Below are 26,582 nucleotides of genomic sequence, written 5' to 3' on the forward strand. Positions count from 1 at the left end.
TTGGAATTTACAAAGGATACGTCCTCATACCATCGATGGATTCATCGCCAGCCGCCCTAGCTGGCGAGTGAATCTACTCGGGATTGCGTCTCTCAGTCACTCTTTCACTTAGGCTGCAACAATCGCATAGCCATGGTTGTGAGGCTCAACAAGAACACCGTGCAAAGCAATAATCGCTTTCTCGTAGTTATCTTCATCAACCACGAATTGGATATCAACCTGACGCATACACTGATGCAGGGCCAGAACGTTGATTTTCTCATCCGCCAGAACTTTCACAGAGCGCGCAAGAATACCCGGCATTTTTATATCGCTGCCAATGGCTGAAACCACGGCCACTTTACGGGTACTGATTTCGCCATTGGGAAACTCATCTTTTAACGCATTCACCACACGCTTAACGTGTTTGAGAGTGCTGTCCACATAATGAGTAATGGTATTGGCGTTGGTATCCTTTGCCATAAAACGTACTTTAAAACGGCTCAGAATATCCAGAATACGACGGTCAGAGCCAGGCTCTCCCTGCATGTCCTGATCAAACACCTCAATAGCAAACACGCCCTTAGAACCGGCAATAATCTCGACCTGTGGTTTTTCACTCACATAATCGCCAGTAATCAGGGTTCCGGTGTGTTCCGGCTCGAACGTGTTCATTACGCGCAGAGGAATCTCAGCCTGACGCAAGCCTTTACCGGCACGGGGATGGATGGCTTCCATACCTAAGTTTGCCAGTTGGTCTGCCACGTCGTAATTGGTGCGACCCAGCGGAACCACTTTATCGGCACCCACAATGTTGGGATCAGCCGAACTCAGGTGATACTCCTTGTGAATAATCGCTTCGCGGGCGTCGGTCATAACCGCTACACGGCTGAACGTCATCTCGCTGTAGCCACGGTCGAAGGTGCGCATCAAGCCTTCTTTGCACTGGGCGTAGCCGGTCACGATGGGCAATTCACGGCTTAAATCCACAGCATCGAATGCCTGCTTAAGCTTTTCATCCAAAGGCAGCAGCTCTGTATCGCGCCAACCGGTAAGGTCCACAAAACGTGCATTAATACCTTCCTGCTGAAGCTTCAGGGTGGTATTGAACGCACTGTGCGCCTCCCCAATACCGGCAAGCATTTCACGAACCGTCAGCAAGTGTTCTTCAAGCTGGAACTGGCCGTAAGAGCACAGACGCTGAAGATCAATCAGGCAACCGCGAACGCCTTCAATACGGTCGGTAATGAACTGATCCGCCTGCTGCTTCAGCATAGGGTCTTCAAACAGTTCACCGTTGATATCCGTGATAAATTTGATCAGCTGCGTGAGGTCGTCACCCCATGCCCAGTCAGATTCCGCATCGGCGAACAGCGCGTATACACCTGGTTCACCGGTTTTTTTGTGCTCCAGCAACTCGTTCGTTACGCCACCGTAAGCGGAAACCACGAAAATTCGCTGGTAGAGATCTTCCTTACTACGATCCGCAACAATAATGTTGTCGCGCACGGCTTCGTAGTTACTCATTGAAGTACCGCCGATTTTCTCGACGGTATGTAATTGACTCGTCATAGTTCTACCTTGGCTACCCTGCAGAATGAATGTCCTGAATATTGCGGCGCCTTACGACGCCTCGCTGATTCCTTCCTGCATAATTTCATCCACACTCTTTGCCAGCAGCTCTGCACCCAGTTTCAGGTCTTCCTTGCTGGTTGTAAGCGGCATCAGGCATTTAATAACTTCATCATTCGGACCACTGGTCTCGATAATCAACCCATGCTCAAAGGCACGTTTGGTGATCGGGCCGGTGACATCAGCATGAGTGGCTTCAATGCCCCGCATCAAACCGCGTCCCTTCATTTTGAACTGACCCGGGTACTTATCGCAAATAGCCTTCAGCGCATCACCGAGAACCTGAGTTTTCTCTTTAACTTCATTCGCAAAGCTGTCGTCCTTCCAATACGTCTCAATGGCAGCGCGGGCTGTAACAAACGCCATGTTGTTGCCACGGAAGGTACCGTTGTGCTCACCGGAACTCCAAATATCCAACTCCGGTTTAAACAGGACCAGTGCCATAGGCAGGCCATAGCCACTCAGGGACTTGGATACGGTAACGATATCCGGCTTGATGCCAGCAAATTCAAAGCTGAAGAACTCACCGGTGCGGCCGTTGCCCGCCTGAATGTCGTCAAGAATCAGCAGCATGTCATGCTTCTTACACAGAGCTTCCAGGCCTTTCAGCCACTCGGCGCGTGCGGCGTTCAAGCCACCTTCACCCTGCACTGCTTCAACAATAACAGCAGCCGGAACCTCAACACCCGAAGAACCATCCGACAGCAGCTTGTCCATAATAGCCAAGCTGTCTACGTCTTCACCCAAGTAGCCATCATAGAACATGAAGTCCACATTGCTCAGCGGTGCGCCCACACCACCACGGTGGTGCTTGTTACCGGTTGCCGCAACGGCACCCATGGTTACACCGTGGAAGCCATTGGTGAACGAAATAATGCCAGTTCGGCCTTTTACCTTGCGGGCCAGCTTCAGAGCGGCTTCCACACAGTTAGTACCTGTGGGGCCGGTGAACTGCATTTTGTAATCCAACCCGCGGGGATCAAGAATGTACTTTTTGTACGATTCCATGAAGCCCTGCTTGGCGGTGGTGAACATATCCAGACCTTGGCTCACGCCGTCGGACTCGATGTACTCAAGCAGTGCTTTTTTCAGCGTGTCGTTGTTATGGCCGTAGTTCAGTGAACCGGCACCGGCCAGAAAATCCAGATACTGCTTACCGTCTTCAGTGTAAAGATGCGCATTCTTGGCGCGGTTAAAAATCACTGGAAAGGCACGGCTGTATACACGTACTTCGGATTCAGTAGACTTGAAAATTTCCATGGTGTTTCCTCTTGGCCTTCTGGCCATATCAATTGAATTCTTTGGTAAAGGTTCTGCGCGGCCCGCAACGGTGTCTGAGGCGTTTGGTCAGGCGGGGCATTCAGGGATCGTCAAAAACAGGGATGTTTTTGACGAGCGTACAGGGACGTATTCACCGCGTATCCCTGAATGCCCCGCCTGACCGAACGCTACCGCCAAACCCCGGCGGCAGACATCAGGATTCCACGGCCTCAGGTCTTATTGGTAAACGGCCCAATACGCAGCAGAAATTCAGAATCAGCATTGCCACCAAAATGAGCTTCTTTCTCAAAGTGCTCGTGGTCGACAATCTCGGCGCCCATATCCCTCGCAAACGAGCGGAACAGCGCCCAGGAGGCTTCATTATCAGCGGTTATCGTGGTTTCCATGTGGGTCACGTTTTCGCACGCGTCCCGAGCCACAATCTCTTTCAACATACGCTTGGCCAAGCCTTGCCCACGACCTTTTTCGTGAACGGCCACCTGCCACACAAATACTGTTTCGGGCTTTTGGGGGGGAATGTAACCGGAGATAAAGCCAACCAGATCGCCGTCTTTCTCAGCAGCTACGCCGGTGTCGGCAAAATCGCTGCACTGCAGGAGGTTGCAGTAAATGGAATTGGCGTCCAGTGGAGGGCACTCTGCTACCAACTGGTGGAGCCTGAAGCCATCATCCTTTGTTGGTTTACGAAGGGTGATGGCGGTGGTATTCGATCCTTCAGAAGTCATAACTTAAGTGGTTCGCTCTTAAAATTAAGCGTTAAATTATATAGACCACAAAATATATTTCAAGTCGAGCCGGGGAGTTACACCCCGGAAAACCCTTATACCTACTCGTAGGATAGCCTAAATTACCGCTTTCGCCAGTGCAGGAAAGATTGTGGCGACGAGGGGAAAATAAGATCGCAGGGGCTTAATGGAGTACCTTCAAGGAGACGTTGCCTATATGAGATTGCGGCCGACGAACCCGCAGGCCAGAGTTGGTCGAACTGCTCCAGCCACGCACTGACATCATAATCTACAGGCATCAGATCCAGGTGCAACCCAGCTGCCGAAACCAGTCCTGCCACAGGCTCAAAAGTGGATGCGGTGCGGCTTATGCGAGCAATCAACCCTCTTGTGTCTTCATTCAAATTGCCCATTCCAGATGAGCCGTTATTAGCCAGCACACAAGGCCTTCCCTGAACACATCCAGACCAAAGCACAGGAAGGCATGTATGGGTAGAGACCATTACATCTGCGCCGGATTCCCGAAACCAATCTTCTAGACGGCGTTCATTGCCAGCAGCAACAGATTCATGGGCCAATCCCCAACCAGCCAAAGACTCCGGATCACCACGCAAGACCAAAACCTTTAGTCCTCCAAACATCAAGCATTGATATCTTGGAAGTGTAGCCAACTGCTGCTGAATATCCGGGTGCGTTCCGGCCGTTTTTTGTAGCCTCAACATAATCTGATTGGAACGCTCAACCACATCTTGGCCTACAAACTCTGGGTAGGCACAGCCGCACCCACCCGCATACTGGGCAGCCGGTCTGACGCGCGCGTCGCCAGACGTGGCAGATCCACCGCCAGAGATTTAGCGAGAGAGGTAAAGGTTGAATCCAGAGTAGAGCCTGCAGAAGTCATCATCACCACACTCATAAAAAACAGCGCCGCCAACCCAAGTGACTGGCCGACTGCACATACATAAGCACGCCATAAACCAGCAAGAACCCCCAAAACAAGGTGGCGTCTGTGATGTTCACTGTTGCTTATTGCCTCGTTGTATTCCGGGATTGTTATTCGTTTTCCAGCTTTGGAGATATCGGTGCTGGTGGGGTTTGGGGGTGACTCCAATCAACCAATCCTGAAAAAACTAAACAGGCGCCGAACAACTAGCCCCATAGCGGTAACAGGAAAAACACCGATGGTGCCGCAACATAATGCGCTCACTCATGCTCTCCGCCAGCGACCCACCCAGATCGTATTGCGGATCATCATCCACCAGCGTGCAGGCATAAACCCGCACCGAATCGCCTTTCTTCACCAGCATCCGCGTATAGGTACACATGAAATGCGCACGGCTATCCACCGTCGGGTACTTCTCCATACAGCTCTCGGTAATCTCCGGGCTGCCGTCCTCCGAACCCGGCGTACCCAGATCGGGAAACGCCGTAAACGCCAGATTCTCCGGAATCTGCCACTCGCGGAAAATCTCCCGGAATGCGGCCTCTACATCCGCAGGTATCTCATCGACATCCGTCTGGCGGGCAATCGAAACCTTGAAACCCTGCTCAAGCAGCCAGTGAATGCCCTCCAGCGCCTGATCAAAACTACCTTCGCCGCGATCCTTGTCGTGGCGCGCTCGGTCGGGGAAGTCCAGACTCACGCGGAAGTGAATCGGGTAGGGGTTATCCAACAACGGCAACACCTGATGTCGGCGCTTCAGTAACGGCTCAGTCGCATTGGTCAGCACAAAACAAGGCCGGTGCTGGCTGGCGTAATCCAGAATGTTCACGAAATCGCGGATCACGAATGGCTCGCCACCAGTAAAGGAAAACTGCTCCACACCCATATCAATGGCTTCGTGAATAAATGGCTTCACATCACTCAACTTCATGCCGGGAATGCGGCCATCGCCCGGATGGCTGCCTTCCAGACAGAAGGGACAGGCCAGATTGCAGGCAGTGCCTGTGTGTATCCACAACTCTTTGAGCTTGTCCGCGTCAATGTAACCGCGCGGGTCGCCATCACGGGTGTGGGTCCAGCTGTCGTTGGCTCTGGGTTCCAGCACGTCCACAGCCGGGATGCGTTTTCGGGCAGGTCTGGTTTCGGTCAGGGGCATGGATGCTCCTAGGTTTTGTGACATCAGGGTGTCACGCTTGTTGTGTCGGGCTGACGGCGCTGGCTATTCCCCCGTCGCCAACCGTGCAGTTTTTCCAGCAGTCTGAGAATGGTTTCAGGCGCATTGGCTCGCTTCCATTCACCGGCCGCGTATTTTGCGGATTCGTTCCAGGTAGGGTACGGGTGAATGGTTCCCAAGATCTTGTTGAGCCCCAGACCGTGTTTCATGGCGAGAGTAAACTCCGCGAGGATTTCAGCGGCGTGGGCACCCACAACCACAGCACCGAGGATTTTATCCTTCCCCGGCGGCGTAAGTACCTTGATGAAGCCATAATCGTCACTGTCAGCAATCGCTCGGTCGAGATCGTCCAGACCGAAGCGGGTGAGTTCGTAGGCAACGCCTTGTTCCTTGGCCTCCGCCTCGCTCAGGCCCACACGGGCCACTTCCGGCGAGGTGAAGGTTATCCAGGGCATCACCCGGTAATCCACCTTGAAGCGCTTGAACTGGCCGAACAGGCCGTTTACCGCCGCATACCACGCCTGATGTGAAGCCGCATGGGTAAACTGATAAGGACCGGCCACATCGCCACAGGCAAACACGTTTGGATAACGCAGGCTCATGTCGTCTTCAACCGGCACTGTGCCGTTCGGCAAAGGCTCAATGCCAATCCGGTTGAGATTCAGCCCAGCGGTGTTTGCGGAGCGGCCTACGGCCACCAGAACCTGATCAAAGGGAATACGCACCTGTTGGCCCTTGTGATCGCAGTAGGCCACTTTCTCGCCGTCTTCCGTGCAGAACTTTGTAGCGGCATGGTTCAAGCGCAGATCAATACCATCTGCCTCAAACTGTTTCTTTACCACCTCGGATACATCAAGGTCTTCTTTTGCAAGCAAGCGATCATCACGCTCTACTTGAGTCACCTGAGTGCCCAAGCGTGCAAAGGCGTGGGCCAGTTCCGAGCCTATGGGGCCGCCACCCAGTACCAGCAATCGCTGCGGTTGTTCCTCCAGATCCCACAGGTTATCTGACGTGAGCGGGTTAATGTCCGCAAGCCCCGGTATCGGGGGCATGGCCGGTTTGCCGCCAGTAGCGACTACAATGCTGCGGGCGGTGAGGCGTTCGGTGCGGCCATCGTTGTGTTTTACCTCCAGCTCCCAAGGAGATATGAAACTGGCTTCGCCGAAGATGCAGTCCACGCCCAGTTTTTGGTAGCGCTCTGGGGAATCGTGGGGCTCTATTTTTGCCACCACATCCTTCACCCGGTTCATGATGTTCTTGAAAGAGCCCTTCACCGGCACAGATTCCAGCCCGTAACGATTAGCATGGCGCATGGTGTCTGCGGCTTTGGCACTACGAATCAGCGCCTTGGAGGGAACACAGCCAGTATTGAGGCAATCGCCACCCAGCTTGTGCTTCTCAATCAGTGCCACCTTGGCCTTTACAGCCGCGGCAATGTAGGCGGACACCAGACCGGCAGAACCACCACCAATTACCAGCAGGTTGTAATCAAAGGATTCCGGCTTTTGCCAGTTGGCGTATACGCGGCGGCGGCGAATAAAGCCCACCACAAACTTGGCAATCAGCGGGAAAATGCCCAGCAGGGCAAAGGAAATTAGAAGATCTGCAGAAACAATATCAGAGGTGGATTGTATCTGGCCCAACTGGGTGCCCGCGTTCACATAGATGAAGGTGCCCGGCAGCATGGCCACCCAGCTCACTAATGCGTATGTGCGCAGCTTCATGGAGGTCAGGCCCATGGCCAGATTAATCAGGAAAAACGGAAACACCGGAACCAGTCTCAGCGTTGCCAGATAAAAGGCGCCGTCTTTTTCCACGCCTCTGTCCATCTTCGCCACAGTTTCCCGATAGCGGGAACGCAAGGTATCGCGCATCAAGAATCTTGCAACGAGAAAGGCAAGGGAAGCACCCACAGTAGACGCCAAGGAAACCGCCAGCAGCCCGTATATATTGCCAAAAAACGCACCACCTGCGAGAGTCATTATCACCGCGCCGGGCAAGGATAGTGCAGTCACCAGCACGTAAATTGCCGTATAGCCAGCAACCGCGAGCAAAAGATTGACTTCAATCCATTGGGCCAGACTAGCTTGATGGGACTGCAAGTTTGCCAGCGTCAGCAGTTTATGGCCGTCCAGACCAATAAAAATGCTAATAATGGCCACAATTGCCACTATGAGTGTCACCTTGCTTCGTTTCATGTTTAAGCCTGTTAGAAATGTATACATCAATACGTATATCGCTGTGACAGGATCACGGCCCAAATGTTACAGCGGATAGGAAATGAATTTGCGAAACTTACCCGTGGCGGGAAAAATAAATAGAAACAACCGGAGTGAACCATGTTCCTGAACTGGCTGGCGAAACGTCTCGCCGCTTATCTTTCCAAACAAGTGGCGCAACATTCCGTGCCCACCTCAACCTATGAGGCTCTGGAAAAGGCGCTCAGGCCCGGCGATGTTTTACTCGTAGAAGGTGACACACGCATCAGCGTGGCAATAAAGTACCTAACCCAATCCACCTGGTCTCACGCAGTTCTTTATTTGGGGCCGGATGCGGGTTTGGGAATGTCCAAAGACGGCGAGCCAAACACACTGATCGAGGCGGACCTGGAGGTTGGCATTCGACCTCTGCCGTTGTCTTTTTACCGCAACAGCCATACCCGAATCTGCCGACCTGTGGGGCTTGATGACGATAATATCAACATGCTCGCTGAGTATGCGTTGAGCCGGCTAGGTAACCAATACGATCTGAAAAACGTGTTTGATCTGGCCCGCTATCTTATACAAACACCCCCTGTACCTTCACGGCACAGACACAAATTGCTATCGCTCGGAAGTGGCGACCCTACACGTACGATATGCTCCACGTTTATTGCAGAAGGCTTCCAACGTCTGCGCTATCCTATACTTCCAACCATCGACACCATTCCCTCTAACGATCCCAACTGTCGGGACTGTATTCGTGAGCATTACCGAATCCGGCAAACATCCTTGTTCACACCCAGAGATTTTGATGCATCCCCCTACTTCCGGATTATCAAACCCACTCTGGAAAGCGATTTCAATTTCAGGGCCATCGACTGGGCCGATCTTTGATCTACCTGCATTGCCCAATTTTCACCCCGGACTATGCTTCAGGTAGGATGCACGTCGTAAGGAGGTTTTATGAAAACACTATTGCTCAATACCTTTTTGACCATTGCACTGATCACAAGCGCACCTTTGCTGGCGCAGGATAAGCCCCTGAGAGTTGGCATGTCTGGCCAGTACTTTCCGTTTACCTTTGTGGAGCAGGATCAGCTCAAAGGCTTCGAAGTCGATGTCATGAACGCGGTGGGCAAGGAGATGGGGCGTGATATCCAGTACGAGACCGCCAATTTCTCCGGTCTGTTTGGCATGCTGCAATCCGAGCGCATCGACACGGTCGCTAACCAGATCACCATCACCGACGAGCGCAAGAAAGCCTATGTGTTCAGCGACCCTTACGTTTACGACGGTGCGCAGGTCGTCACCAAGGAAGGCAATACCGAAGTCCGCCGTGTGGAAGACCTAAAAGGGAAAACCGTTGCGGTTAATTTGGGCTCCAACTTTGAGGCACTCCTAAAGGAGCTGCCTATGCGGACCAGATCACCATTAAAACCTATGAGAGCAATCTGGAACGAGACACCGCTCTTGGGCGTGTGGACGCATTTGTGATGGACCGGGTCAGCGCCAGCCAGATCATCAAGGAAAAACCACTGCCCCTTGAACTGGCAGGCCCCACTTTCTCCCAGATCACCAACGCTTACCCGTTCCACGACACCAAAGCCGGGCGCGCCCTGCGGGACGAAGTGAACAAGGCTTTGGAAACCTTGCGAGAAAACGGCACTCTGGCGTCCATTTCCGAGAAGTGGTTCGGCACAGACATCACCAAGCCCTGAGGGGCACACCGAGGCCTGTTTCCCTATGGACGTGTTGAACGTCGAGTACATGCTTGGTCTGGTACCGGTTCTGCTCCGCTACCTGCCCCTCACCCTGCAACTGGCGGGCATCGGAATGGTGCTTGCGCTGATTCTTGCCTGTTTGTTTGCGGTTGTTCGGGTGCTGCGCATTCCGGTGCTTAATCAGTTAACCATCGTATTTATTTCTTTCTTCAGGGGCACACCGTTGCTGGTGCAACTGTTCCTGTTCTACTACGGATTGCCTCAACTGTTCAGCGCACTAACGGTCATAGATGGCGTTACCGCGACAGTGATGGGCTTAACCATGCATTTTTCCGCCTACATGGCCGAATCCATCCGCGCCGCCATCGTGGGGGTCGATCGCAGCCAAACGGAAGCCGCCCTGTCCATCGGCATGACCAACGGGCAGCTGATGCGGCGGATTGTCCTGCCCCAGGCTACCCGGGTGGCCTTGCCCACCCTGATGAACTACTTCATCGACATGATCAAGGCGACCTCGCTCGCCTTCACTCTGGGCGTTACCGAACTCATGGGCGCCACCCAGAAAGAAGCCGCTGGCAGCTTCCTGTACTTCGAGGCCTTCATTGTTGCCGCCATCATGTACTGGATTGTGGTTGAGCTGCTTTCCAAGCTTCAGAACTATCTGGAAACCCGCCTGAACAAGGCTTATAACCGATGATCAAACTGGCATCTCTGAGCAAACATTTCGGCAAAACCGTGGTTCTCGACGGGATCGACCTGACCATTGAGAAAGGCGAAATTGTGGTGATTATCGGCCCATCGGGAACCGGAAAATCCACCCTGTTGCGCTGCATCAACTTTCTGGAGCAACCCACTTCCGGAACCATGACCGTGGGTGATCTCACGGTGGACGTAAACCGCGCCAGCCGGGCAGATATCCTGGCCATGCGCCGGCAAACCGCTTTCGTGTTCCAGAACTATGCGTTGTTTGCCAACAAGACCGCACTGCAGAACATCGCAGAACGCCTGCTGGTAGTGGATAAATGGCCGAAAGAAAAGGCCGACCAAAAGGCCCGGGAGATCCTTGAACAGATTGGACTGGCCGACAAGGCCGGTGCCTACCCCGCGTCTATGTCCGGTGGCCAACAACAACGGGTTGGCATTGGCCGCGCCATGGCCGCTGGCGCCGAAGTCATCCTGTTTGATGAACCCACCTCCTCACTGGACCCGGAATGGGTGGAGGAGGTATTGGGGCTGATGAAGCAGTTGGCATCAGAGCGCCAGACCATGATGGTGGTCACGCATGAAATGTCGTTTGCACGGGACGTGGCCGACCGGGTGATCTTTATCGACGGTGGCCGCATTGTGGAACAGGGGCCACCCAGCGAGATTTTCCATAACCCGAGGGACCCCCGAACCAAAGATTTTCTGAAGAAAATTCTAGCCACCAACCCTGTGTGACAGAGCGGATTAACGCAGGTCCGGATTCAGTGTATAAGTTCCGGTTACCCGGGCACTGGCCAGCACATGGCCGTCCATTGCCTTACGTACCGCCTCACCATCAAACGCTCCGGAAAGGCCCAGAGACTCCACGTCCAATGCGTGCACTTCATAATGATAGTGATGCAGAAGCTCGTCGTTCCAAGGCGGGCAGGGGCCGTCATAGCCGAAGTAAGTTCCAGCCATATCAGGATTGCCAGCAAGAAACTGGGTGAAGTTGTTTACACCGCGTAGGCCAAACGGGCCGGTGCTGCTATCTTTCCCTTTAGGTGTAACACCATCGCTGTCTTCGCCTTCAGGAATACGGCTAATACGGGCGGGGATATCCACCAACAGCCAGTGGAAGAAATCCACCCGCGGAATATCCTTTGAAATGGTTTTGCCTTCCTGATTCGCATCGTCTGCGACGCTAGGCACATCCGGATCAAACATCATGATCACGAAGCTTTTAGTGCCTGCGGGCGCACCTTCCCAAGACATTTCCGGGTTCCGGTTAGGGCCAAAGCTCATGCGATCTTCCGGGTGGAACACGCCGAACGCGAATATATCCGGGACGGGTTTGCCCTCTTCAATACCCTCAACGTTCAGTTTCATGGTGCTTTCTCCTTTACAGTGATTGCCATTATCAACTGGATTCTATTCCAGCAATTATGTCTGAGACTAACTCATTCTGTGATAAAAGGTTGTATCAACGGTATCCTACCCCTGTCTACCGTCATGGTTCACCACTGCTTTCAATGGAGCCCAAATGAGCGAAAACCAACCCGGCCAGCCACAGCAGCCGGAAAATCAAATGGATAAAGACGCCATCGCCTTCGCCCAAGGCATTTTTGAACTGGCACGCAACGGCGGTACTAGCATGTTGCGCCCAATGCTAGAAGCAGGCGTACCGGTGAACATGCGCACCAGCGATGGCAAAAGCCTGCTCATGCTTGCTGCCAGCAACGGCCATGCAGATACGGTGCAGCTTCTGCTGGAAAAAGGCGCCAACCCGGAATTACAGGACGCAGAAGGCAATACGGCACTGAGCCTTGCACAGGACATGGATGCCAAAGAAGCCATCAAACACCTGAGTCCTTAGCAAGCCCCTGTCAAAGAGCACCCTATGTTCAACAAAGGCGATATTATTCACCACAGCCGGGACAAACTCGGTAGCATTTTGGTGATCGACTACCGTAAACATCGGGTACTAACCTTCAATTCGGTGTTTGAGCAAAGCAAGATTGATCGGCGATACCCGCACGTGCCCGTGCATGAGTACAGCCGGGCGATGTTACTTCCCGCAGCCTTCAGCAACCCACAACACGTCACCATACTAGGGCTTGGCGGCGGCGTGATGGCCAGCGCCTTTCATCATCTTTTTCCGGAATGTCAGGTGCACGCGGTTGAACTGCGCCAAGCGGTGTTGGATGTAGCTCGGGAGTATTTTGGGCTACCCAGTAGCGAACGCCTAAACGTAACCATTGCTGATGCCCGCAATGCCTTGAGCGAGCTGCCAAACGCCAGCACCGATATCATTCTAGCCGACCTTTACAGCGCAGACCGGATGAGCCCTGCACAGGCACAGCGCCAGTTTGTAGAAAACTGCAGCCGAGCGCTCAGCACCAAGGGTTGGCTGGTACTGAATTACCACCTCACGCCAGACCCCGAAGGGCCTTACTTCCGCCAGCTTCGAAAGCACTTTTCCGAGCTGCTGGTGTTTAAAAGCAAAACCAACAACACCGTTGTTTACGCCAGCAAACAGCCCTTCGAGGCCATACACCCGAAAGACCCGGTATTGGCCAACCTCGAAAAACGCCTACCTATCGATTGGAGCCGACTCATGAGCAGAGTCAGCAGGCTTTAGAAGCGAGCCGCACATTGCGTATCTTCAAGCCCACTTTTCCTGCGGCGGAACATAGCTGCTAAAACCATCAACCAGTTCTTTCGGAGTGTGTGCCAATACGATCATATCGAGGTACTGTTGCTTCACAAATCCGGCCGCAACCATGGTTTTTACCATGTCTAGCAGCGAATCGTAAAAGCCAGTCACGTTATAAAATGCACAAGGCTTCTTGTGAAAGCCGAGTTGGGCCCATGTCCAAACCTCAAAGATTTCTTCCAAGGTGCCAATGCCGCCTGGCAGCGCTACGAAACCATCGGCCAGTTCTGCCATCTTCGCTTTACGCTCGTGCATGTTGCCCACCACAAACAGCTCGGTAAGGCCCGGATGTGCAAGCTCCCGGTTAACCAGATGCTGCGGGATAACGCCATACACCTTGCCGCCGCTTGCCAGCACCGCATCAGCAATAATGCCCATTAGGCCAACATGCCCGCCGCCGAACACGAGGTCTATACCGTTATTACCGAAGAACTCGCCCAGTTCTCTGGCCTTCTCGGCATATAACGGCTCGTTACCTGAACGGGAACCACAGTAAACTGCTACTTTCATATGTTTCTGTCTCTAGCTGTGTAGTGAGTGGTCAATGGGTATTCCGACCAATTGTGCAGGCTGACCGGAGCGCGTTAGTATTCACCCCTCAGCGTCCGTATCCTACCCGTAAGCTGGCCCCAGTGACGACAGCCAAGTGTTTTTTCGCAAGAGCATTTGGCTTTCATTACTTAAAGGTCTGAATGCTATGGATAATCTACATCACATTGTTGTGGTCGGCGGTGGCGCTGGCGGTCTCGAACTTGTTACAAGTTTAGGCAGGAAACTCGGCAAAAAAGGGAAAGCCCGGATTACTTTGGTAGACGCAGGTCTTACCCATGTTTGGAAACCCCTTCTGCACGAAGTTGCCTCCGGCTCCTTGGATGCCAATTCCAACGAAGTAAACTACCGCGCTCACGCCCGTAAACACCATTACGAATTTCAGCTTGGGCGCATGAACGGCCTCAACCGTGAAGCCAAGGAGCTGGTCATCGCCCCTTTTGTTGATGAAGACGGCAACGAAGTGGTCCCCGAACGCCACCTTAAGTACGACACGCTGGTTATTGCCGTGGGCAGTACCGCCAACGATTTCGGCACCCCCGGCGCACAAGAGCATTGCCTATTTCTCGACAGCCTGAAGCAGGCACGGCGCTTTCACAATCTGATGCTCAATGCCTTCCTGCGCAAGAACCACGAAGGCTTGCACGGTCGGGATCACAGGCTCAACATCAGTATTATAGGCGCAGGTGCTACCGGCGTTGAGCTAGCAGCAGAGCTGAGAACGGCATCACGTGAGCTGCCGGTGTACGGCATGAACCATCTGAAAGCCTCCGATGTATCCATCACTGTGATTGAAGCAGCCGACCGGATCTTGCCTGCACTTCCCGGCAGATTATCGGCAGCGGCCACCAAAGAACTCGAGCACCAAAATGTGAAGGTTTTGAACGGCCAGCCCGTCAGCGAGATTCGCTCTGGCCTTGTCGTACTGAAAGACGGCACCGAATTGCCTTCGGAAATGACGATCTGGGCTGCTGGCATTAAAGCGCCCGCCTTCCTTGCCAACCTTGATGGTCTGGAATCCAACCGCAGCAACCAGCTGATCGTGCATCAGACGCTACAAACCACTCAGGATTCCAACATTTTCGCCTTTGGCGACTGCGCCGCCTGCCCACAACCGGATTCTGACAGACCCGTGGCACCCCGCGCTCAGGCCGCACACCAGCAGGCCGACACTCTGTTTAAAACTCTGTGTAACCGACTGGAAGGCAAAGACGCAGTACCCTTCGTGTATAACGACTACGGCTCACTCATCAACTTCAGCCACTACACCACCGTAGGCAACCTGATGGGCAACCTCTCGGGCCGCAGCATGTACATCGAAGGTAAGGTAGCCCGGCTGTTCTACGTATCACTTTACCGCATGCACCAGGTGGCATTGCACGGTTTTCTGCGCACTGGCGTGATCTGGTTTATGGATAAGATTGGTAGGGCGATGCAGCCACGGATGAAGTTGCATTGATGGCAGTGTGGAATGTGTTCTGTGGAGCATCAGATTAAGCGCAGCCCACAAACTATTAAGTATCACGCTTTACTCTAATGGAGCTTAATTATTTGCTGCTGTGCTTTGTCAGCGTGTTTCTGTCAGGCGAGCAACCACCCAGCGAGGGTATTTCGAGAACGTCGCCTGATACTGAAAGCGGAATACCGCTACCATCAAAGTCCAGCACGATCTCTTTCGGTGGCTCCGTGGTAGCGGAAACTTAGTTGCGACCTGACCCTTCAAGCTAATTACACAAAGGAGAAAAATCCGACTCCAACACTGTCGTGGTGTCCAGAAAATAGATTGCTTCCGGCGCCTCGAAAGCGAGCGAATTTCCGGCGAAGTAGAAAGTACCAAATCTGTCGTTGCCAATACGGAACTGGCCGTTACCCAAATCGGTGATGGTGCTTTCTTCTACTTCATAGCAGTTCTGACCCATGTCGACCGAATCCCCCATATAATCATAATCGACATAGGTACCATCGCTTTTGAATACTGTGTAAATTTCGTCGTCACCAAAACCGCTGTCCCAAACACCTACAAGATCAGCCAACGTCAAATCGGAGGTGCGAACCGGAACCGTCCCAGTGCCTGAAGTGGAAGGCGGAGCCAGAGGGTTTTCATCTGCTTCTGTCCAGACAATTGTGCCGTCCAATGTCAAAGGGCCCATAGCCTGACTGTCCGACTCGCCACCCATGGTGGGATCTAGTACCACACTATCAAGCACTAACGTGCGAGTAGCGGTGTCAAAATCAACGCCGATGCAGCCTGACAGGCAGGCAATACTGTAAAGATAGGCCGCGCCATTTAAGTTTATACGTATAGAAACACCAATATCCGTGATATTAAAAACCACGGCATTAGATTCGTCTAAAGTAAACGCAGCGGGATCTAGGTCCGATTCAGACAGTTCACCCATACCGAAACGCACGAAGTTCATCGCGGACCCACTGCTCGTAGCAGAAAGGAAAAGACTGGCTCCAGCAAAGTTTTCCCTGAAGGCATAGAAATTGACCTCAGCGGTGCTACCCAACTCACCTGTATCCGAACCCATAAGGCTTACAATAGAGCTGGCTCCCTGATCGGTTGAGCCACCTCCATCACTGCCACCTCCATCACTGCCACCTCCATCACTGCCACTGCCATCACTGCCACTACTTCCTCCGCCACAAGCGGCCAGCGAGATTACCAAAACACTCAGGAATATTCTGAATAACGGTGTCATCTTCATGTTAGTCCCTTTTTGAGGTTCAATATTGCCGCGAACACGGCAGTTCCAGAATGCATACTCATTTACAAATTCGGGAAATAGTCTAGGTCCTCTTCCGTCATTTGCAGTAGGTTGCTAACCATCTGTCGCGTCACGTCGAACACACCAATCCATTATTTATTTCACGCGTATACACAGCCTGACCTTATAAAACTCAAAACCGGACGAAACATCAGGATTCTGAATCAGATATCTAGCAATTTACGGACCAAACTCTAAACTCATGTTTTACGGGAATTAATTTGCAAACTTCTCAATAGCATAGAAGGTCTGTAAAAAAACCTGGCGTTTAGTCCGGATTTCTCATAGGCTGCCACCGACTCTGTCAGACTAAGTGGCCTGTCGCCCTACCGGTTCCTTTTAGGCCTCGAGCGGCTAATTATTGATCAGAAGACATCGTCCAGACACACCTGTCCTCGCCCCATTACTTCGGGCCGGGGGAGCCCGGGCATCCCGTAGATAATAAAGTGCAGAAGCCAAGCGGCGAGTCAATCAATGCTGTTTATCTGCTTCCCAGAGAAGCGGGCTTATCTCTGGCAGGCGTGCGAGTGAAGAGGCTGCTTGATCATTATTCACTCGGCCAACCTAGCTATTCAGGTACTTCTGAGCATTCCCCCGTCCAATTAGGCCCACTAAAACCCATCTATTTAAACCGCACCACCAACTCATGCAGCTGCCCAGCAATATTTTCCATCTGCTGAACCCGGTCGATGGCCAGTTCCCCTTTATGCAGGCTATCAGAGCCCAAGCTGGAGATGTGTTCAACCTGCTCGTTAATTTGATCAAACACTTGGGCTTGCTCTTCTACGGCTGCTGCCATCTGGATAGACATTTCTGCGATGGTGCCAACCGACTCGGCTATTTGCCCAAGCGTGGTTTCGGCTTCCAGCATGTGGGCAAGCCCGCTATCAGCCGACTTTCTGCCTTCATCGGTCGCACGTACAGAGGTGGAGGTTCTCGAGAGTAAGGCTTCGATGATGCCGTGAATTTCCTGAGTTGAATCCTGTGTCCGCTTGGCAAGACCTCGCACTTCATCCGCCACAACGGCAAACCCGCGCCCATGCTCACCCGCCCGGGCTGCCTCAATGGCTGCATTCAAGGCCAATAAGTTAGTTTGCTCTGCGATTTCCTCAATGATCTTGGCAACGCTTGCGATTCTCTGGGTTTCAGTCGCCAGTTCGCCAACCGATTCACTGATGCTGTGCACGGTGGTTTGTAGGCCCTCAATGACCTCACGGGTTGTTCCGATAACACTCGCCCCTCGATCCGCCAACGAGCGGGATTCCTCGGCCTTTTGGGCTGTGTTCTGAACATTGGAAGACACTTCGGTGATGGTTTGGGACACCTCATGCACAGAGGCCGCCACATTGCTGATTTCCGCTTGCTGTTTTCTGAGAGCTTCATGGGACTCATGGGTTACTTCAAGCCCCTGCACAGCGCCGCTTTTCACTTCTCCGGCGGAGTCTTCCAAGCGTGTGAGCACAGCGTCCAGGTGGGCTTTCTGCGCCATTATTGCGACTTTCATACGCCCGGTTTCAAGATCATCATCGGTATAACTGTGCGCAGCGAGGTCGTCTGTAAAGCTTTTTTCGAGAAGCTGCATCGCTGAGTCTATCAACCGGCGCTGCGAGCGCCGCGCCCAGAGAATATAAGTAACCACACCAAACAAAAGTACAGCTTCCGATATCAACGCTTGGCCGGTAAAAAATGTGAGCGCTGCAATAACCAGAATAGCGGCCAGAAATAGAGATTCCGGCGAAAACCTTTTCAAAAGCGACTTGTGTGATCTGCCCTGTCGGATTTTGGCGTACTGTTTTTCTGCTCGTTTTATATCAGCTCTGGAGGGGCAGGAACGGACCGACTCATACCCAATAACCGAGCCGTTTTCAGTAACGGGGGTTATGTAGGCACTAACCCAATAATAGTCACCGTTCTTGCGCCGGTTTTTAACCATGCCCATCCAAGAGGTGCCCGCTTTCAGATGTGACCACATGTTTTCGTAGGCATCTGGGGGCATATCGGGGTGGCGAACAATGTTGTGTGGCTGGCCGATGAGTTCTTGCCGTGTAAATCCGCTGACTTCCACAAAGGCTTGGTTGCAGTGGCGGATTTTGCCTCTTAAATCGGTCGACGATATGAGCTTTTGCGACTCTGGAAAGGTGTACTCAGTATCTGTAATTGGCAGGTTTTTTCTCACATCGATCGCCTCACAGTGACCATCCTTGTCACCTTACTGTGGTACAGAATTGTCAATGTGTAAAATATTTACAGTTTACATATTCCCTTTAACAAATGAGTTTCGGTTCAATAGTCTCCATGGTTGCCGCTACCACCCTCGTCATCGAGCAGAGCGTGCTCGCTTATAAAAAACCGATTCTTACCTGCTCGCTTCGCCTCATACATCGCCGCATCGGCACTTTGCATGAGCCCCTCATTAGTAACGCCCGCGCCGCGAGCAACCACAATTCCAATACTCACACCCACCCGCGCCACCCCTTCAGGCATATAGACGGGCTCTGCAACTGCCTGAATGATCTTTTCAGCGACTGTTATGGCATTTTTCGGGGCAGATACCTCTGGTAGCAGGATGATGAATTCATCCCCACCCATGCGCGCTACCGTATCTGTTTCTCGAACGCAGTGTTGTAGCCTTGTTGCAATTTCTTTTAACAGGCTATCGCCGGCATCATGGCCAAGGGTGTCGTTCACTTCTTTAAAGTGGTCAAGATCGAGGAACATCAGCCCGAGATAACGGGAATGGCGTCTTGAAAGTGCGATAGCCAGGCTCAGCCGGTCGTCCAGAGCCCGCCGGTTGGGGAGGCCTGTCAGAATGTCCTGATAGGCAAGTGTGTGGATCTTTTCCTGATACTCTTTTATCTCGGAAAAATCCTGAAACGAAATCACCACACCCTCTTCGCCGGTATCGCTGGTTAGCGGAGCAGCATTCAGTATGACCGGGATGGTGGCATTATCTTTTCGGCGAAACTCCTCGTCTTTACTCCGGTATAGCTCGCGGGTATTCATTACGTTGAGGATGGAACAGCTGGATTCATCTCCCTCATGCACGTGGAATACATCGTGCCCTTGTCTGGCGACGATTTCCTCAGAGCTCCAACCCAAGATGCGCTCAGCCTCCGGGTTGATATAGGTAACAACACCCTCACTGTCCATCACGATCAAGCCATCGCCTAGCACGCTGGAGATTTTCCAGAAGCGACGGGCCTGCTGTGTGTTTTCTCGCCTTAGCTCGCGACGTTTGTGCCGGGAAAACTGAAAGTAGAACACTGCCACCAACAACAGCACAACGCTGGCCAGATAAAGGCCTACAACCCAAGGGTTCACAAAGATTGCTGTCGTTGGCAGTGTCCTGTGCGGTAAAAACGACACGGCCTTCCAGAAGTAATCCTCGCTGTCTGCCGACGAGCCTAAGCCCTCAAGTGGCCGAACGGTCTCAAACACGAACAGGCCGGCAGGTGTTTCAACATTGCCCCTGGCGCTTTGCAGCATCAGTTGCCAAGCCTGCGGATGCTCACGTTTGAACGCGGAAGGCAGACCAAACATGAATCCCCACTCGCTGTTTCTATCCGGGGCGGAAAGCACACCGCCGTCACTATTGAGCAAATACGCTGGGTAGGTTTCGCCCATGCTCTGTTTGAAAGTGTCCAGAAGCGACTGCCCCAACATATTGAGAATCACAGCGCCTTGTTTTTGACCACTGTCATCGAAAACGGGCACGCCAAACCGAACCATGGGAAGGTACGGGGCATCGACCTTGCCGTTTTCAACATTTAGGTCCAGAGGAGAGACGTACACGTCGCCTTCGGACATCGACATGGTATTGGAAAAATAATAGCGGGTGCTTTTAGACTGCAGTTGCTCCTCAGGGGTAATCAGGCTGCGCCCGAACAGATAGTCGAGCCGCACCAGCTCAGCGCCTTCACCATCAAGAAAACGGATCTGGCTGTAAATTGATTTTTGCTCAAGCTGTACCCGAAAGACCTGCTTAAGCCGATCTTTTTCAATCTCGGTACGGGATCGATTGAACGCTTCAGTTGCCGGCAGTTTTGATATCGCCCGCAGGTCATTTGCGGCGTAATCAAAAATTTGTGTAAGCAGTCCTGAAGTCAATCTTACCTTGGCCTGCTCAGTTATCTTGATATCCGCAAGCTGTTCACCCGCCTGATAACTGACTGCGCCGTATACAATGGCCGTAAATGCCGCAGCACAAAGCAAGCCAGTGATCAAAGCCGACTTAACATACCCATGGCCCTGCTTACCAATTTCAGACATGTGCTACCGGGTGGTGTGTGACTTCATCTTTATAACTGTTGTTCGCGCCAACTCAGACAGCTCTTCCGGGCTTTGGTCAGCATGAGCAACTATTTGCTGCTTCATACTGCGGGCCCAGAACCTATGCAAATGTTCGGCGGCGACATCTGTCACCTTGTCACCATAGTGTAGGTTGTTGGCTATTATCTGGTCGAGCATTTTAATCAGGTTGTTCAACTGCGGGTCGCTCACAACGTTTTCTCCTGAGCCGTTACCGCGCCACGGGCATAGATTACGTGGCGGCCGGGGCGGGCAAATCCGATCAGGTTCATGCCGCTTTTTTCGGCCTCGCGAATGGCCAGAGCCGTAGGGGCAGACACCGCCACCAGGCTCCCTATACCCACGCTGGCGCTTTTTTGCACCATTTCAAAGCTGGCCCGGCTAGAGATGAGTGCAAAGCCTTCTGTGAAGGCTTGATCAGCATGCTGTCGTAGCCGCGCACCAAACAGTTTATCCAGTGCGTTATGTCTTCCTACATCTTCCCGGGCAAGCACTATGCAGCCCTGCAAATCGCACCAGGCTGCACCATGGGTAGCACCGGTTTGCAGCTGTAACGGCTGGTGTTTTTTCAAATTACTCAGCGCATCCTGCACAGCCTTGTCGCCGGGGAGCGGCTGTGGGGCTACCCGCTCTAGGGTTCGTACCACGTGGGCGAGGGATTCCGTACCGCAGAGCCCGCAGCCGGTTCGGCCTGCCATGTTGCGGCGCTGTTCTCGCAGGCGGGCATAGCAATCACCGGCAATGTGCATTTGCACTTCAATGCCGTCTTCGCCGGGTTTTATCTCGATACTGAACAGCTGGTCCGGTCGCTGCAAAATGCCTTCGCTCAGGCTGAAACCCAGAGCAAAGTCCTCAAGATCACAGGGCGACGCCATCATCACCGCATGGGACACTCCGTTGTACACCATAGCCACGGGTACTTCTTCCGCAACCAGATCATGGGAGCGCGCGCCCTCGATACCGCCGCGAACATTTACCCAGACCTCGCTCACGGCGGGTGGCGAGGTTTTGCCAGGTGGTTCAGCCACAGCAGCGGGCCTCTGATTATTTGAGAGTATTGGCATGGCTATTTTCCTGCGTACTCATGGCCAGTTTCAGCAGTGCCTGCTGGCGTTTGTCGAAATCCACGAAATCCCGCTGCCAATCCGATGGCTGAGACACTTTTTCGACCTGAACGGCGGTTACCTTGTATTCCGGGCAGTTGGTTGCCCAATCGGAGTTATCGGTGGTGACTACGTTGGCACCGCTGCCCGGGTGATGGAAGGTGGTGTAAACCACGCCCGGCAGCATTCGGGTACTCACCTTTGCCCGCAGCACTGTGTGGCCAACGCGGCTGCTGATGCCCAGCCAGTCACCGTCTTTTACGCCGCGCAGTTCTGCATCGCTGGGGTGCAGTTCCAGCACGTCTTCTTCGTGCCAGTCGCTGTTACTTGTGCGACGGGTTTGGGCGCCGGCGTTGTACTGGGACAGGATTCGCCCGGTGGTCAGCAGCAGCGGGAAGCGGCGGCTTGCACGCTCTTCAGTAGCCAGATACTCGGTTACTGCAAACCGGCCCTTGCCGATGGGGAATTCCACCGTGTGCATGGTGGGCGTGCCATCCGGGTACTCATCGTTGCAGGGCCACTGAATGCTGCCCAGTTGCTCCAGCTTGTCGTAATTCACGCCGGTAAACGTGGGGGTTAGCGATGCAATTTCATCCATGATTTCAGATGGATGGTTGTAGTGCATGGGGTAGCCCAGAGCGTTAGACAACGCCATGGTTACTTCCCAATCTTCCATGCCCGCAACGGGCTCCATCACTTTGCGCACGCGGTTGATGCGGCGCTCCGCGTTGGTGAAGGTGCCGTTCTTTTCAAGGAAGGTGGAACCTGGCAGCAACACATGGGCGAACTTGGCGGTTTCGTTCAGGAAGATGTCCTGCACAATCAGGCAGTCCAATGCTTTCAGCGCCGCTTCTACATGCTGGGTGTTGGGATCTGACTGGGCAATATCCTCGCCCTGCACGTAAAGAGCCTTGAAGCTGCCAGCGATGGCTGCGTCAAACATATTCGGAATGCGCAGCCCCGGTTCGTTATCGATGGGCACACCCCATACAGCTTCGAAGGGCTCACGCACGACTTGATCGTTCACATGCTGGTAGCCCGGCAACTCATGGGGGAAAGAGCCCATATCGCAGGAACCCTGCACGTTATTTTGCCCGCGCAACGGGTTCACGCCGCCACCCTCTTTGCCAATGTTGCCCGTGGCCAGCGCCAAGTTGGCAATGCCCATCACCATGGTGGAACCCTGGCTGTGTTCAGTTACGCCCAGGCAGTAATAGATGGCGCCGTTGCCCGCCTTGGCATAAAGGCGGGCGGCTTCCCGTACTTTACTTGCAGGTACGCCGGTAACCGCTTCCATGGCTTCGGGGGAGTTACGTTCTTCCGCAATAAAGGTACGCCAGGTGTTGTAGGCCTCTGTGTCGCAGCGGCTGTTGATGAATTCCTGATATTCCAAGCCTTCAGTCACAATCACATGGGCCAGGGCATTCACTATGGCCACGTTGGTGCCGGGGCGCAGCGGCAGGTGCAGGCCTTCCTCGGCATTGGGCGTGTGGACCAAATCAATGCGGCGCGGATCGATTACGATCAGCTTGGCACCCTGACGCAAACGCTTGCGCATCAGCGAGCCAAATACCGGGTGGGCGTCGGTTGGATTGGCACCAATCACCATGATGGTGTCGGCCTTCATTACCGAATCAAAGGTTTGGGTGCCGGCAGATTCGCCCAAGGTGGTTTTGAGGCCATAACCGGTGGGGGAATGGCACACGCGCGCACAGGTGTCGGTGTTGTTGTTGCCAAAGGCCGCCCGTACCAGTTTCTGCACCAGATAGGTTTCTTCGTTCGTGCAGCGAGAGGAGGTAATGCCGCCAATGCTTTCACGGCCGTATTGGGCCTGAGTGTCTTTGAGTTTTTTCGCTGCGAATGCAAGGGCTTCGTCCCAGGACACGACTTTCCAGGGGTCGTTGATGGAATCGCGAATCATCGGTTCCCTGATGCGATCCTCGTGGGTGGCATAGCCAAAGGCAAACCGGCCTTTCACACAGGAATGGCCATGGTTGGCTTCGCCGCCTTTGTAAGGAACCATGCGCACAACCTGATCGCCTTTCATCTCAGCCTTGAAGGAGCAGCCGACACCGCAGTATGCGCAGGTGGTGACTATGCTGTGCTCGAGCTGGCCTTCTGCAATCACGCTCTTTTCCATCAGCGTAGATGTGGGGCAGGCCTGCACACAGGCACCGCAGGAGACGCACTCGGAATCCATGAACGGGTCGTTCTGACTGGCCACCACTTTGGAATCAAAGCCGCGGCCTTCAATGGTCAGCGCAAAGGTGCCCTGCACCTCGTCGCAGGCGCGCACGCAGCGTGAGCAGACAATGCATTTGCTGGGGTCGAAGCTGAAATAGGGGTTGGAGCTGTCGGTTTCCGCATCCAGATGGTTCTCGCCCTCAAACCCGTAACGCACTTCCCGCAGGCCCACTACGCCAGCCACATCCTGCAGTTCGCAATTGCCGTTGGCCGGGCATGTGAGGCAGTCCAACGGGTGATCGGAGATATACAACTCCATGATGTTGCGGCGCAACTTTGCCAATTTTCCGGTCTGGGTGGTTACAGACATGCCTTCCGCCACAGGCGTAGTGCAGGAGGCCGGGTAACCGCGGCGGCCTTCGATCTCTACCGCGCACAGGCGGCAGGAGCCAAAGGCTTCCAGGTTGTCGGAAGCGCACAGTTTGGGAATGTTGATGCCGGCCAATGCCGCTGCGCGTAATACCGAGGTGCCCTCAGGAACCGTGATATCACGACCATCCACCGATATGGATACCAATTCTTCTGAGAGACTGGGCGGTGTGCCCAGATCTCTGGAAAAAGAATCAAAATCCGGATTCAGGCCGTCCTTGCCAGGCTTGTAGCTTTGGGTGCCGGGATCGTAGTAATGCAACATATCAAGCCTCCACCGGGCGCGGACTGGCCATCAGGTCTTCGGGGAAATATTTCAACACGCTCTGAACCGGGAAGGGGGTCATGCCGCCCATGGCGCAAAGGGAGCCGTCCACCATGGTTTCACACAGATCTTCCAGCAGTTCCAGATTGCTGTCCCGGTTCTCACCGGCACGGATGCGATCAATCACTTCCACGCCGCGCACCGAGCCAATCCGGCAGGGGGTGCATTTGCCGCAGGATTCAACAGCGCAGAACTCCATGGCAAACCGGGCTTGTTCGCCCATGTCCACGGTGTCGTCAAACACCACCACACCACCGTGGCCGATGCCTGCGCCGAGCTTGGCGAAGGCTTCATAATCCATCGGAGTGTCCCACTGGCTTTCCGGCATGTAGGCCATGAGCGGGCCGCCCACTTGCACGGCTTTCATAGGCCTACCGCTAAACGAGCCGCCACCGAACTCTTCCAGAATTTTGCGCAGGGTCACGCCAAAGGCCAATTCGATCAAACCACCCTGTTTGATGTTGCCCGCCAACTGAATGGGCAGGGTGCCCAGTGAGCGGCCCATGCCGTAATCCGCATAGGCTTTGCCGCCGTGGGCCATGATGTAAGGCACCGCCGCCAGCGACAGCACGTTGTTTACCACCGTGGGCTGTCCGAACAAGCCTTTAATAGCCGGTAGTGGTGGCTTGGAACGCACCAGCCCGCGTTTGCCTTCCAGGCTTTCCAGCAATGAGGTTTCTTCACCACAAATATAGGCACCTGCGCCGAGGTGCACTTCCAGGCGGAATTTGCGGCCATTGCCACAAACGTTATCTCCCAGATAGCCGTGGGCTTCTGCCCTGCGAATGGCTTCATCCAGCATTTTTTTGGACAGCAGGTATTCCGAACGCACGTATATGAAGCCCAGAGTCGCGCCCACCGCCAGACCAGCAATCACCATGCCTTCAATCAGCATGTAGGGGTCACACTCCATTACCAGGCGATCAGCAAAGGTGCCGGAATCGCCTTCATCGGCGTTGCACACCACGTATTTTTGCTGTTCGTGAGGCTCATCCAGCACGGTTTGCCATTTGATGCCTGCGGGAAAGGCAGCCCCGCCCCGGCCGCGCAGGCCAGAGGTTTTTACTTCATCAATAATGCCCTGGGGCTTAAGCGCTGCGGCTTTTTTCAGCCCTGCAAAGCCACCGTGGGCAATGTAGTCTTCAATACAGACAGGGTCGGTAATGCCGATTCGGGCAAAGGTAAGGCGCTGCTGTTGCTGCAAGTAGGGATGTTGTGTGATATCCCCCAGATACAAGGGGTGGTCCGGCTGCCCCTCAAATAAGCCAGCGGCCACCAGTTCGTTCACTTGACCGGGTTCCACAGGGCCATAGGCCATACGGCCATAGGCCATACGGCCATAGGGCGTTTGCACTTCCACCAAGGGCTCCAGCCAGAACAAACCGCGCGAGCCATTCCGCACCAAGTGGATATCCAGATTGAGTGTGGCTGCCGCATTCAGCAGCTCTTGTGCCACTCTGTCTGCACCCAGAGAAAGAGCTGTGGTATCGCAGGGCACATACACTGTTACTGTCATGAGTTTTGCTCCTGCTATTACTTGAGCTGAAGGACAGACGTTGTGAGTTTGTCCGCCAACTGGTCAAATTTCTGTGGAGTCATTCGCCCGACCGTTTCGTTGTTTATGCGAATAGAAGGGCCACACGCACAATTGCCCAGGCAATACACAGGCTCGAGGGTGAACTCGTTGTCTGCTGTGGTTTGGTGGTAGTCAACACCCAGCTTTTCCTGAACGTGTCGTTCAAATGCGCGGCCACCCCGGGCCTGACAAGCTTCCGCACGGCATACTTCCAGCAGGTTGCTGCCGCAGCCGTTGGCATTTCTTATAGGCACGCATGGAACCTGCTCAATCGGGGTACA

General features: G+C 53.7%; 24 protein-coding genes and 1 pseudogene. 8 read left to right on the forward strand and 17 right to left on the reverse strand.

The window, feature by feature from the left end:
- Positions 1–108: 108 nt before the first annotated feature.
- From FE845_RS08645 to FE845_RS08675, 7 genes and pseudogenes are all read right to left on the reverse strand, one after another.
- Positions 109–1,551, reverse strand: coding sequence for an aspartate kinase (locus FE845_RS08645; protein WP_200363484.1), 1,443 nt, complete (start codon positions 1,549–1,551; stop codon positions 109–111).
- A 51-nt stretch (positions 1,552–1,602) separates the two neighbouring features.
- A complete protein-coding gene (ectB, locus tag FE845_RS08650; RefSeq protein WP_200363486.1) occupies positions 1,603–2,871 on the reverse strand; it encodes a diaminobutyrate--2-oxoglutarate transaminase in 1,269 nt (422 codons plus the stop codon).
- A gap of 230 nt (positions 2,872–3,101) precedes the next feature.
- Positions 3,102–3,617: a diaminobutyrate acetyltransferase gene (gene ectA / locus FE845_RS08655; RefSeq protein ID WP_200363488.1), complete on the reverse strand. Its 516-nt coding sequence runs from the start codon at positions 3,615–3,617 to the stop codon at positions 3,102–3,104.
- A 122-nt stretch (positions 3,618–3,739) separates the two neighbouring features.
- The gene (locus FE845_RS08660) at positions 3,740–4,258 is read right to left on the reverse strand and encodes a hypothetical protein (protein WP_200363490.1); all 519 of its coding nucleotides are present in this window, start codon (positions 4,256–4,258) and stop codon (positions 3,740–3,742) included.
- A gap of 131 nt (positions 4,259–4,389) precedes the next feature.
- Positions 4,390–4,572 (reverse strand): annotated as a pseudogene (locus tag FE845_RS18915) (sodium:solute symporter); the annotation flags it as partial.
- Between the two features lie 175 nt (positions 4,573–4,747).
- On the reverse strand, positions 4,748–5,716 hold the full coding sequence (locus FE845_RS08670; protein ID WP_200363492.1) for a radical SAM protein: 969 nt from the start codon (positions 5,714–5,716) through the stop codon (positions 4,748–4,750).
- A 23-nt stretch (positions 5,717–5,739) separates the two neighbouring features.
- Complete coding sequence (locus FE845_RS08675; RefSeq protein ID WP_200363494.1) at positions 5,740–7,932, reverse strand: FAD-dependent oxidoreductase; 2,193 nt, start codon at positions 7,930–7,932, stop codon at positions 5,740–5,742.
- A gap of 141 nt (positions 7,933–8,073) precedes the next feature.
- Between FE845_RS08675 and FE845_RS08680 the strand changes: the two genes are divergently transcribed.
- The 5 genes from FE845_RS08680 to FE845_RS08695 all read left to right on the forward strand — a co-directional run bounded on the left by FE845_RS08680 (position 8,074) and on the right by FE845_RS08695 (position 11,096).
- Positions 8,074–8,829, forward strand: a complete 756-nt coding sequence (locus FE845_RS08680) for a lipo-like protein (protein ID WP_200363496.1) — start codon at positions 8,074–8,076, stop codon at positions 8,827–8,829.
- Positions 8,830–8,898: 69 nt separating this feature from the next.
- On the forward strand, positions 8,899–9,429 hold the full coding sequence (locus tag FE845_RS18805) for a transporter substrate-binding domain-containing protein (RefSeq protein WP_265092001.1): 531 nt from the start codon (positions 8,899–8,901) through the stop codon (positions 9,427–9,429).
- Complete coding sequence (locus FE845_RS18810; protein ID WP_413785077.1) at positions 9,429–9,653, forward strand: transporter substrate-binding domain-containing protein; 225 nt, start codon at positions 9,429–9,431, stop codon at positions 9,651–9,653. The genes FE845_RS18805 and FE845_RS18810 overlap by 1 nt, the downstream gene beginning before the upstream one ends.
- Positions 9,654–9,678: 25 nt before the next feature.
- Positions 9,679–10,353: an amino acid ABC transporter permease gene (locus FE845_RS08690; protein ID WP_200363498.1), complete on the forward strand. Its 675-nt coding sequence runs from the start codon at positions 9,679–9,681 to the stop codon at positions 10,351–10,353.
- Complete coding sequence (locus FE845_RS08695) at positions 10,350–11,096, forward strand: amino acid ABC transporter ATP-binding protein (RefSeq protein ID WP_200363500.1); 747 nt, start codon at positions 10,350–10,352, stop codon at positions 11,094–11,096. Before FE845_RS08690 ends, FE845_RS08695 begins: the two co-directional genes overlap by 4 nt.
- A 9-nt stretch (positions 11,097–11,105) precedes the next feature.
- Here the strand turns inward: FE845_RS08695 and FE845_RS08700 are convergent, their stop codons facing one another.
- Positions 11,106–11,729 carry a YbhB/YbcL family Raf kinase inhibitor-like protein gene (locus FE845_RS08700; RefSeq protein ID WP_200363502.1) on the reverse strand — a complete coding sequence of 208 codons (624 nt, stop codon included), beginning with the start codon at positions 11,727–11,729 and terminating at the stop codon, positions 11,106–11,108.
- Positions 11,730–11,883: 154 nt separating this feature from the next.
- On the opposite strand from FE845_RS08700, the gene FE845_RS08705 reads away from it, so the two are divergent.
- Positions 11,884–12,216 carry an ankyrin repeat domain-containing protein gene (locus FE845_RS08705; protein WP_200363504.1) on the forward strand — a complete coding sequence of 111 codons (333 nt, stop codon included), beginning with the start codon at positions 11,884–11,886 and terminating at the stop codon, positions 12,214–12,216.
- A gap of 24 nt (positions 12,217–12,240) precedes the next feature.
- On the forward strand, positions 12,241–12,981 hold the full coding sequence (locus FE845_RS08710; protein ID WP_200363506.1) for a spermidine synthase: 741 nt from the start codon (positions 12,241–12,243) through the stop codon (positions 12,979–12,981).
- Positions 12,982–13,005: 24 nt separating this feature from the next.
- Here FE845_RS08710 and FE845_RS08715 read toward each other — a convergent pair whose 3' ends face one another.
- Positions 13,006–13,566 carry a TIGR00730 family Rossman fold protein gene (locus tag FE845_RS08715; protein WP_200363508.1) on the reverse strand — a complete coding sequence of 187 codons (561 nt, stop codon included), beginning with the start codon at positions 13,564–13,566 and terminating at the stop codon, positions 13,006–13,008.
- A gap of 187 nt (positions 13,567–13,753) precedes the next feature.
- Between FE845_RS08715 and FE845_RS08720 the strand changes: the two genes are divergently transcribed.
- The gene (locus FE845_RS08720; RefSeq protein WP_200363510.1) at positions 13,754–15,064 is read left to right on the forward strand and encodes an NAD(P)/FAD-dependent oxidoreductase; all 1,311 of its coding nucleotides are present in this window, start codon (positions 13,754–13,756) and stop codon (positions 15,062–15,064) included.
- Between the two features lie 265 nt (positions 15,065–15,329).
- On the opposite strand, the gene FE845_RS08725 is transcribed toward FE845_RS08720, so the two are convergent.
- The 8 genes from FE845_RS08725 to FE845_RS08760 form a co-directional block, all read right to left on the reverse strand.
- The gene (locus FE845_RS08725) at positions 15,330–16,316 is read right to left on the reverse strand and encodes a hypothetical protein (protein ID WP_200363512.1); all 987 of its coding nucleotides are present in this window, start codon (positions 16,314–16,316) and stop codon (positions 15,330–15,332) included.
- A gap of 682 nt (positions 16,317–16,998) precedes the next feature.
- Positions 16,999–18,552, reverse strand: coding sequence for a methyl-accepting chemotaxis protein (locus FE845_RS08730; protein ID WP_200363514.1), 1,554 nt, complete (start codon positions 18,550–18,552; stop codon positions 16,999–17,001).
- A 107-nt stretch (positions 18,553–18,659) separates the two neighbouring features.
- Positions 18,660–20,645 carry a diguanylate cyclase domain-containing protein gene (locus tag FE845_RS08735; protein WP_200363517.1) on the reverse strand — a complete coding sequence of 662 codons (1,986 nt, stop codon included), beginning with the start codon at positions 20,643–20,645 and terminating at the stop codon, positions 18,660–18,662.
- A gap of 3 nt (positions 20,646–20,648) precedes the next feature.
- Positions 20,649–20,876, reverse strand: coding sequence for a formate dehydrogenase subunit delta (locus FE845_RS08740; RefSeq protein WP_200363519.1), 228 nt, complete (start codon positions 20,874–20,876; stop codon positions 20,649–20,651).
- The gene (fdhD, locus tag FE845_RS08745) at positions 20,873–21,748 is read right to left on the reverse strand and encodes a formate dehydrogenase accessory sulfurtransferase FdhD (RefSeq protein WP_200363521.1); all 876 of its coding nucleotides are present in this window, start codon (positions 21,746–21,748) and stop codon (positions 20,873–20,875) included. Before fdhD ends, FE845_RS08740 begins: the two co-directional genes overlap by 4 nt.
- Positions 21,729–24,665, reverse strand: a complete 2,937-nt coding sequence (gene fdhF / locus FE845_RS08750; RefSeq protein WP_200363523.1) for a formate dehydrogenase subunit alpha — start codon at positions 24,663–24,665, stop codon at positions 21,729–21,731. The genes fdhD and fdhF overlap by 20 nt, the downstream gene beginning before the upstream one ends.
- Before the next feature lies 1 nt (position 24,666).
- Positions 24,667–26,241 carry a formate dehydrogenase beta subunit gene (locus FE845_RS08755; protein WP_200363525.1) on the reverse strand — a complete coding sequence of 525 codons (1,575 nt, stop codon included), beginning with the start codon at positions 26,239–26,241 and terminating at the stop codon, positions 24,667–24,669.
- Between the two features lie 17 nt (positions 26,242–26,258).
- The gene (locus FE845_RS08760; protein ID WP_320159682.1) at positions 26,259–26,555 is read right to left on the reverse strand and encodes an NAD(P)H-dependent oxidoreductase subunit E; all 297 of its coding nucleotides are present in this window, start codon (positions 26,553–26,555) and stop codon (positions 26,259–26,261) included.
- Between the last annotated feature and the right edge of the window lie 27 nt (positions 26,556–26,582).

The sequence above is a fragment of the Marinobacter sp. 1-4A genome (assembly GCF_016597725.1).
Classification (GTDB): Bacteria; Pseudomonadota; Gammaproteobacteria; order Pseudomonadales; family Oleiphilaceae; genus Marinobacter.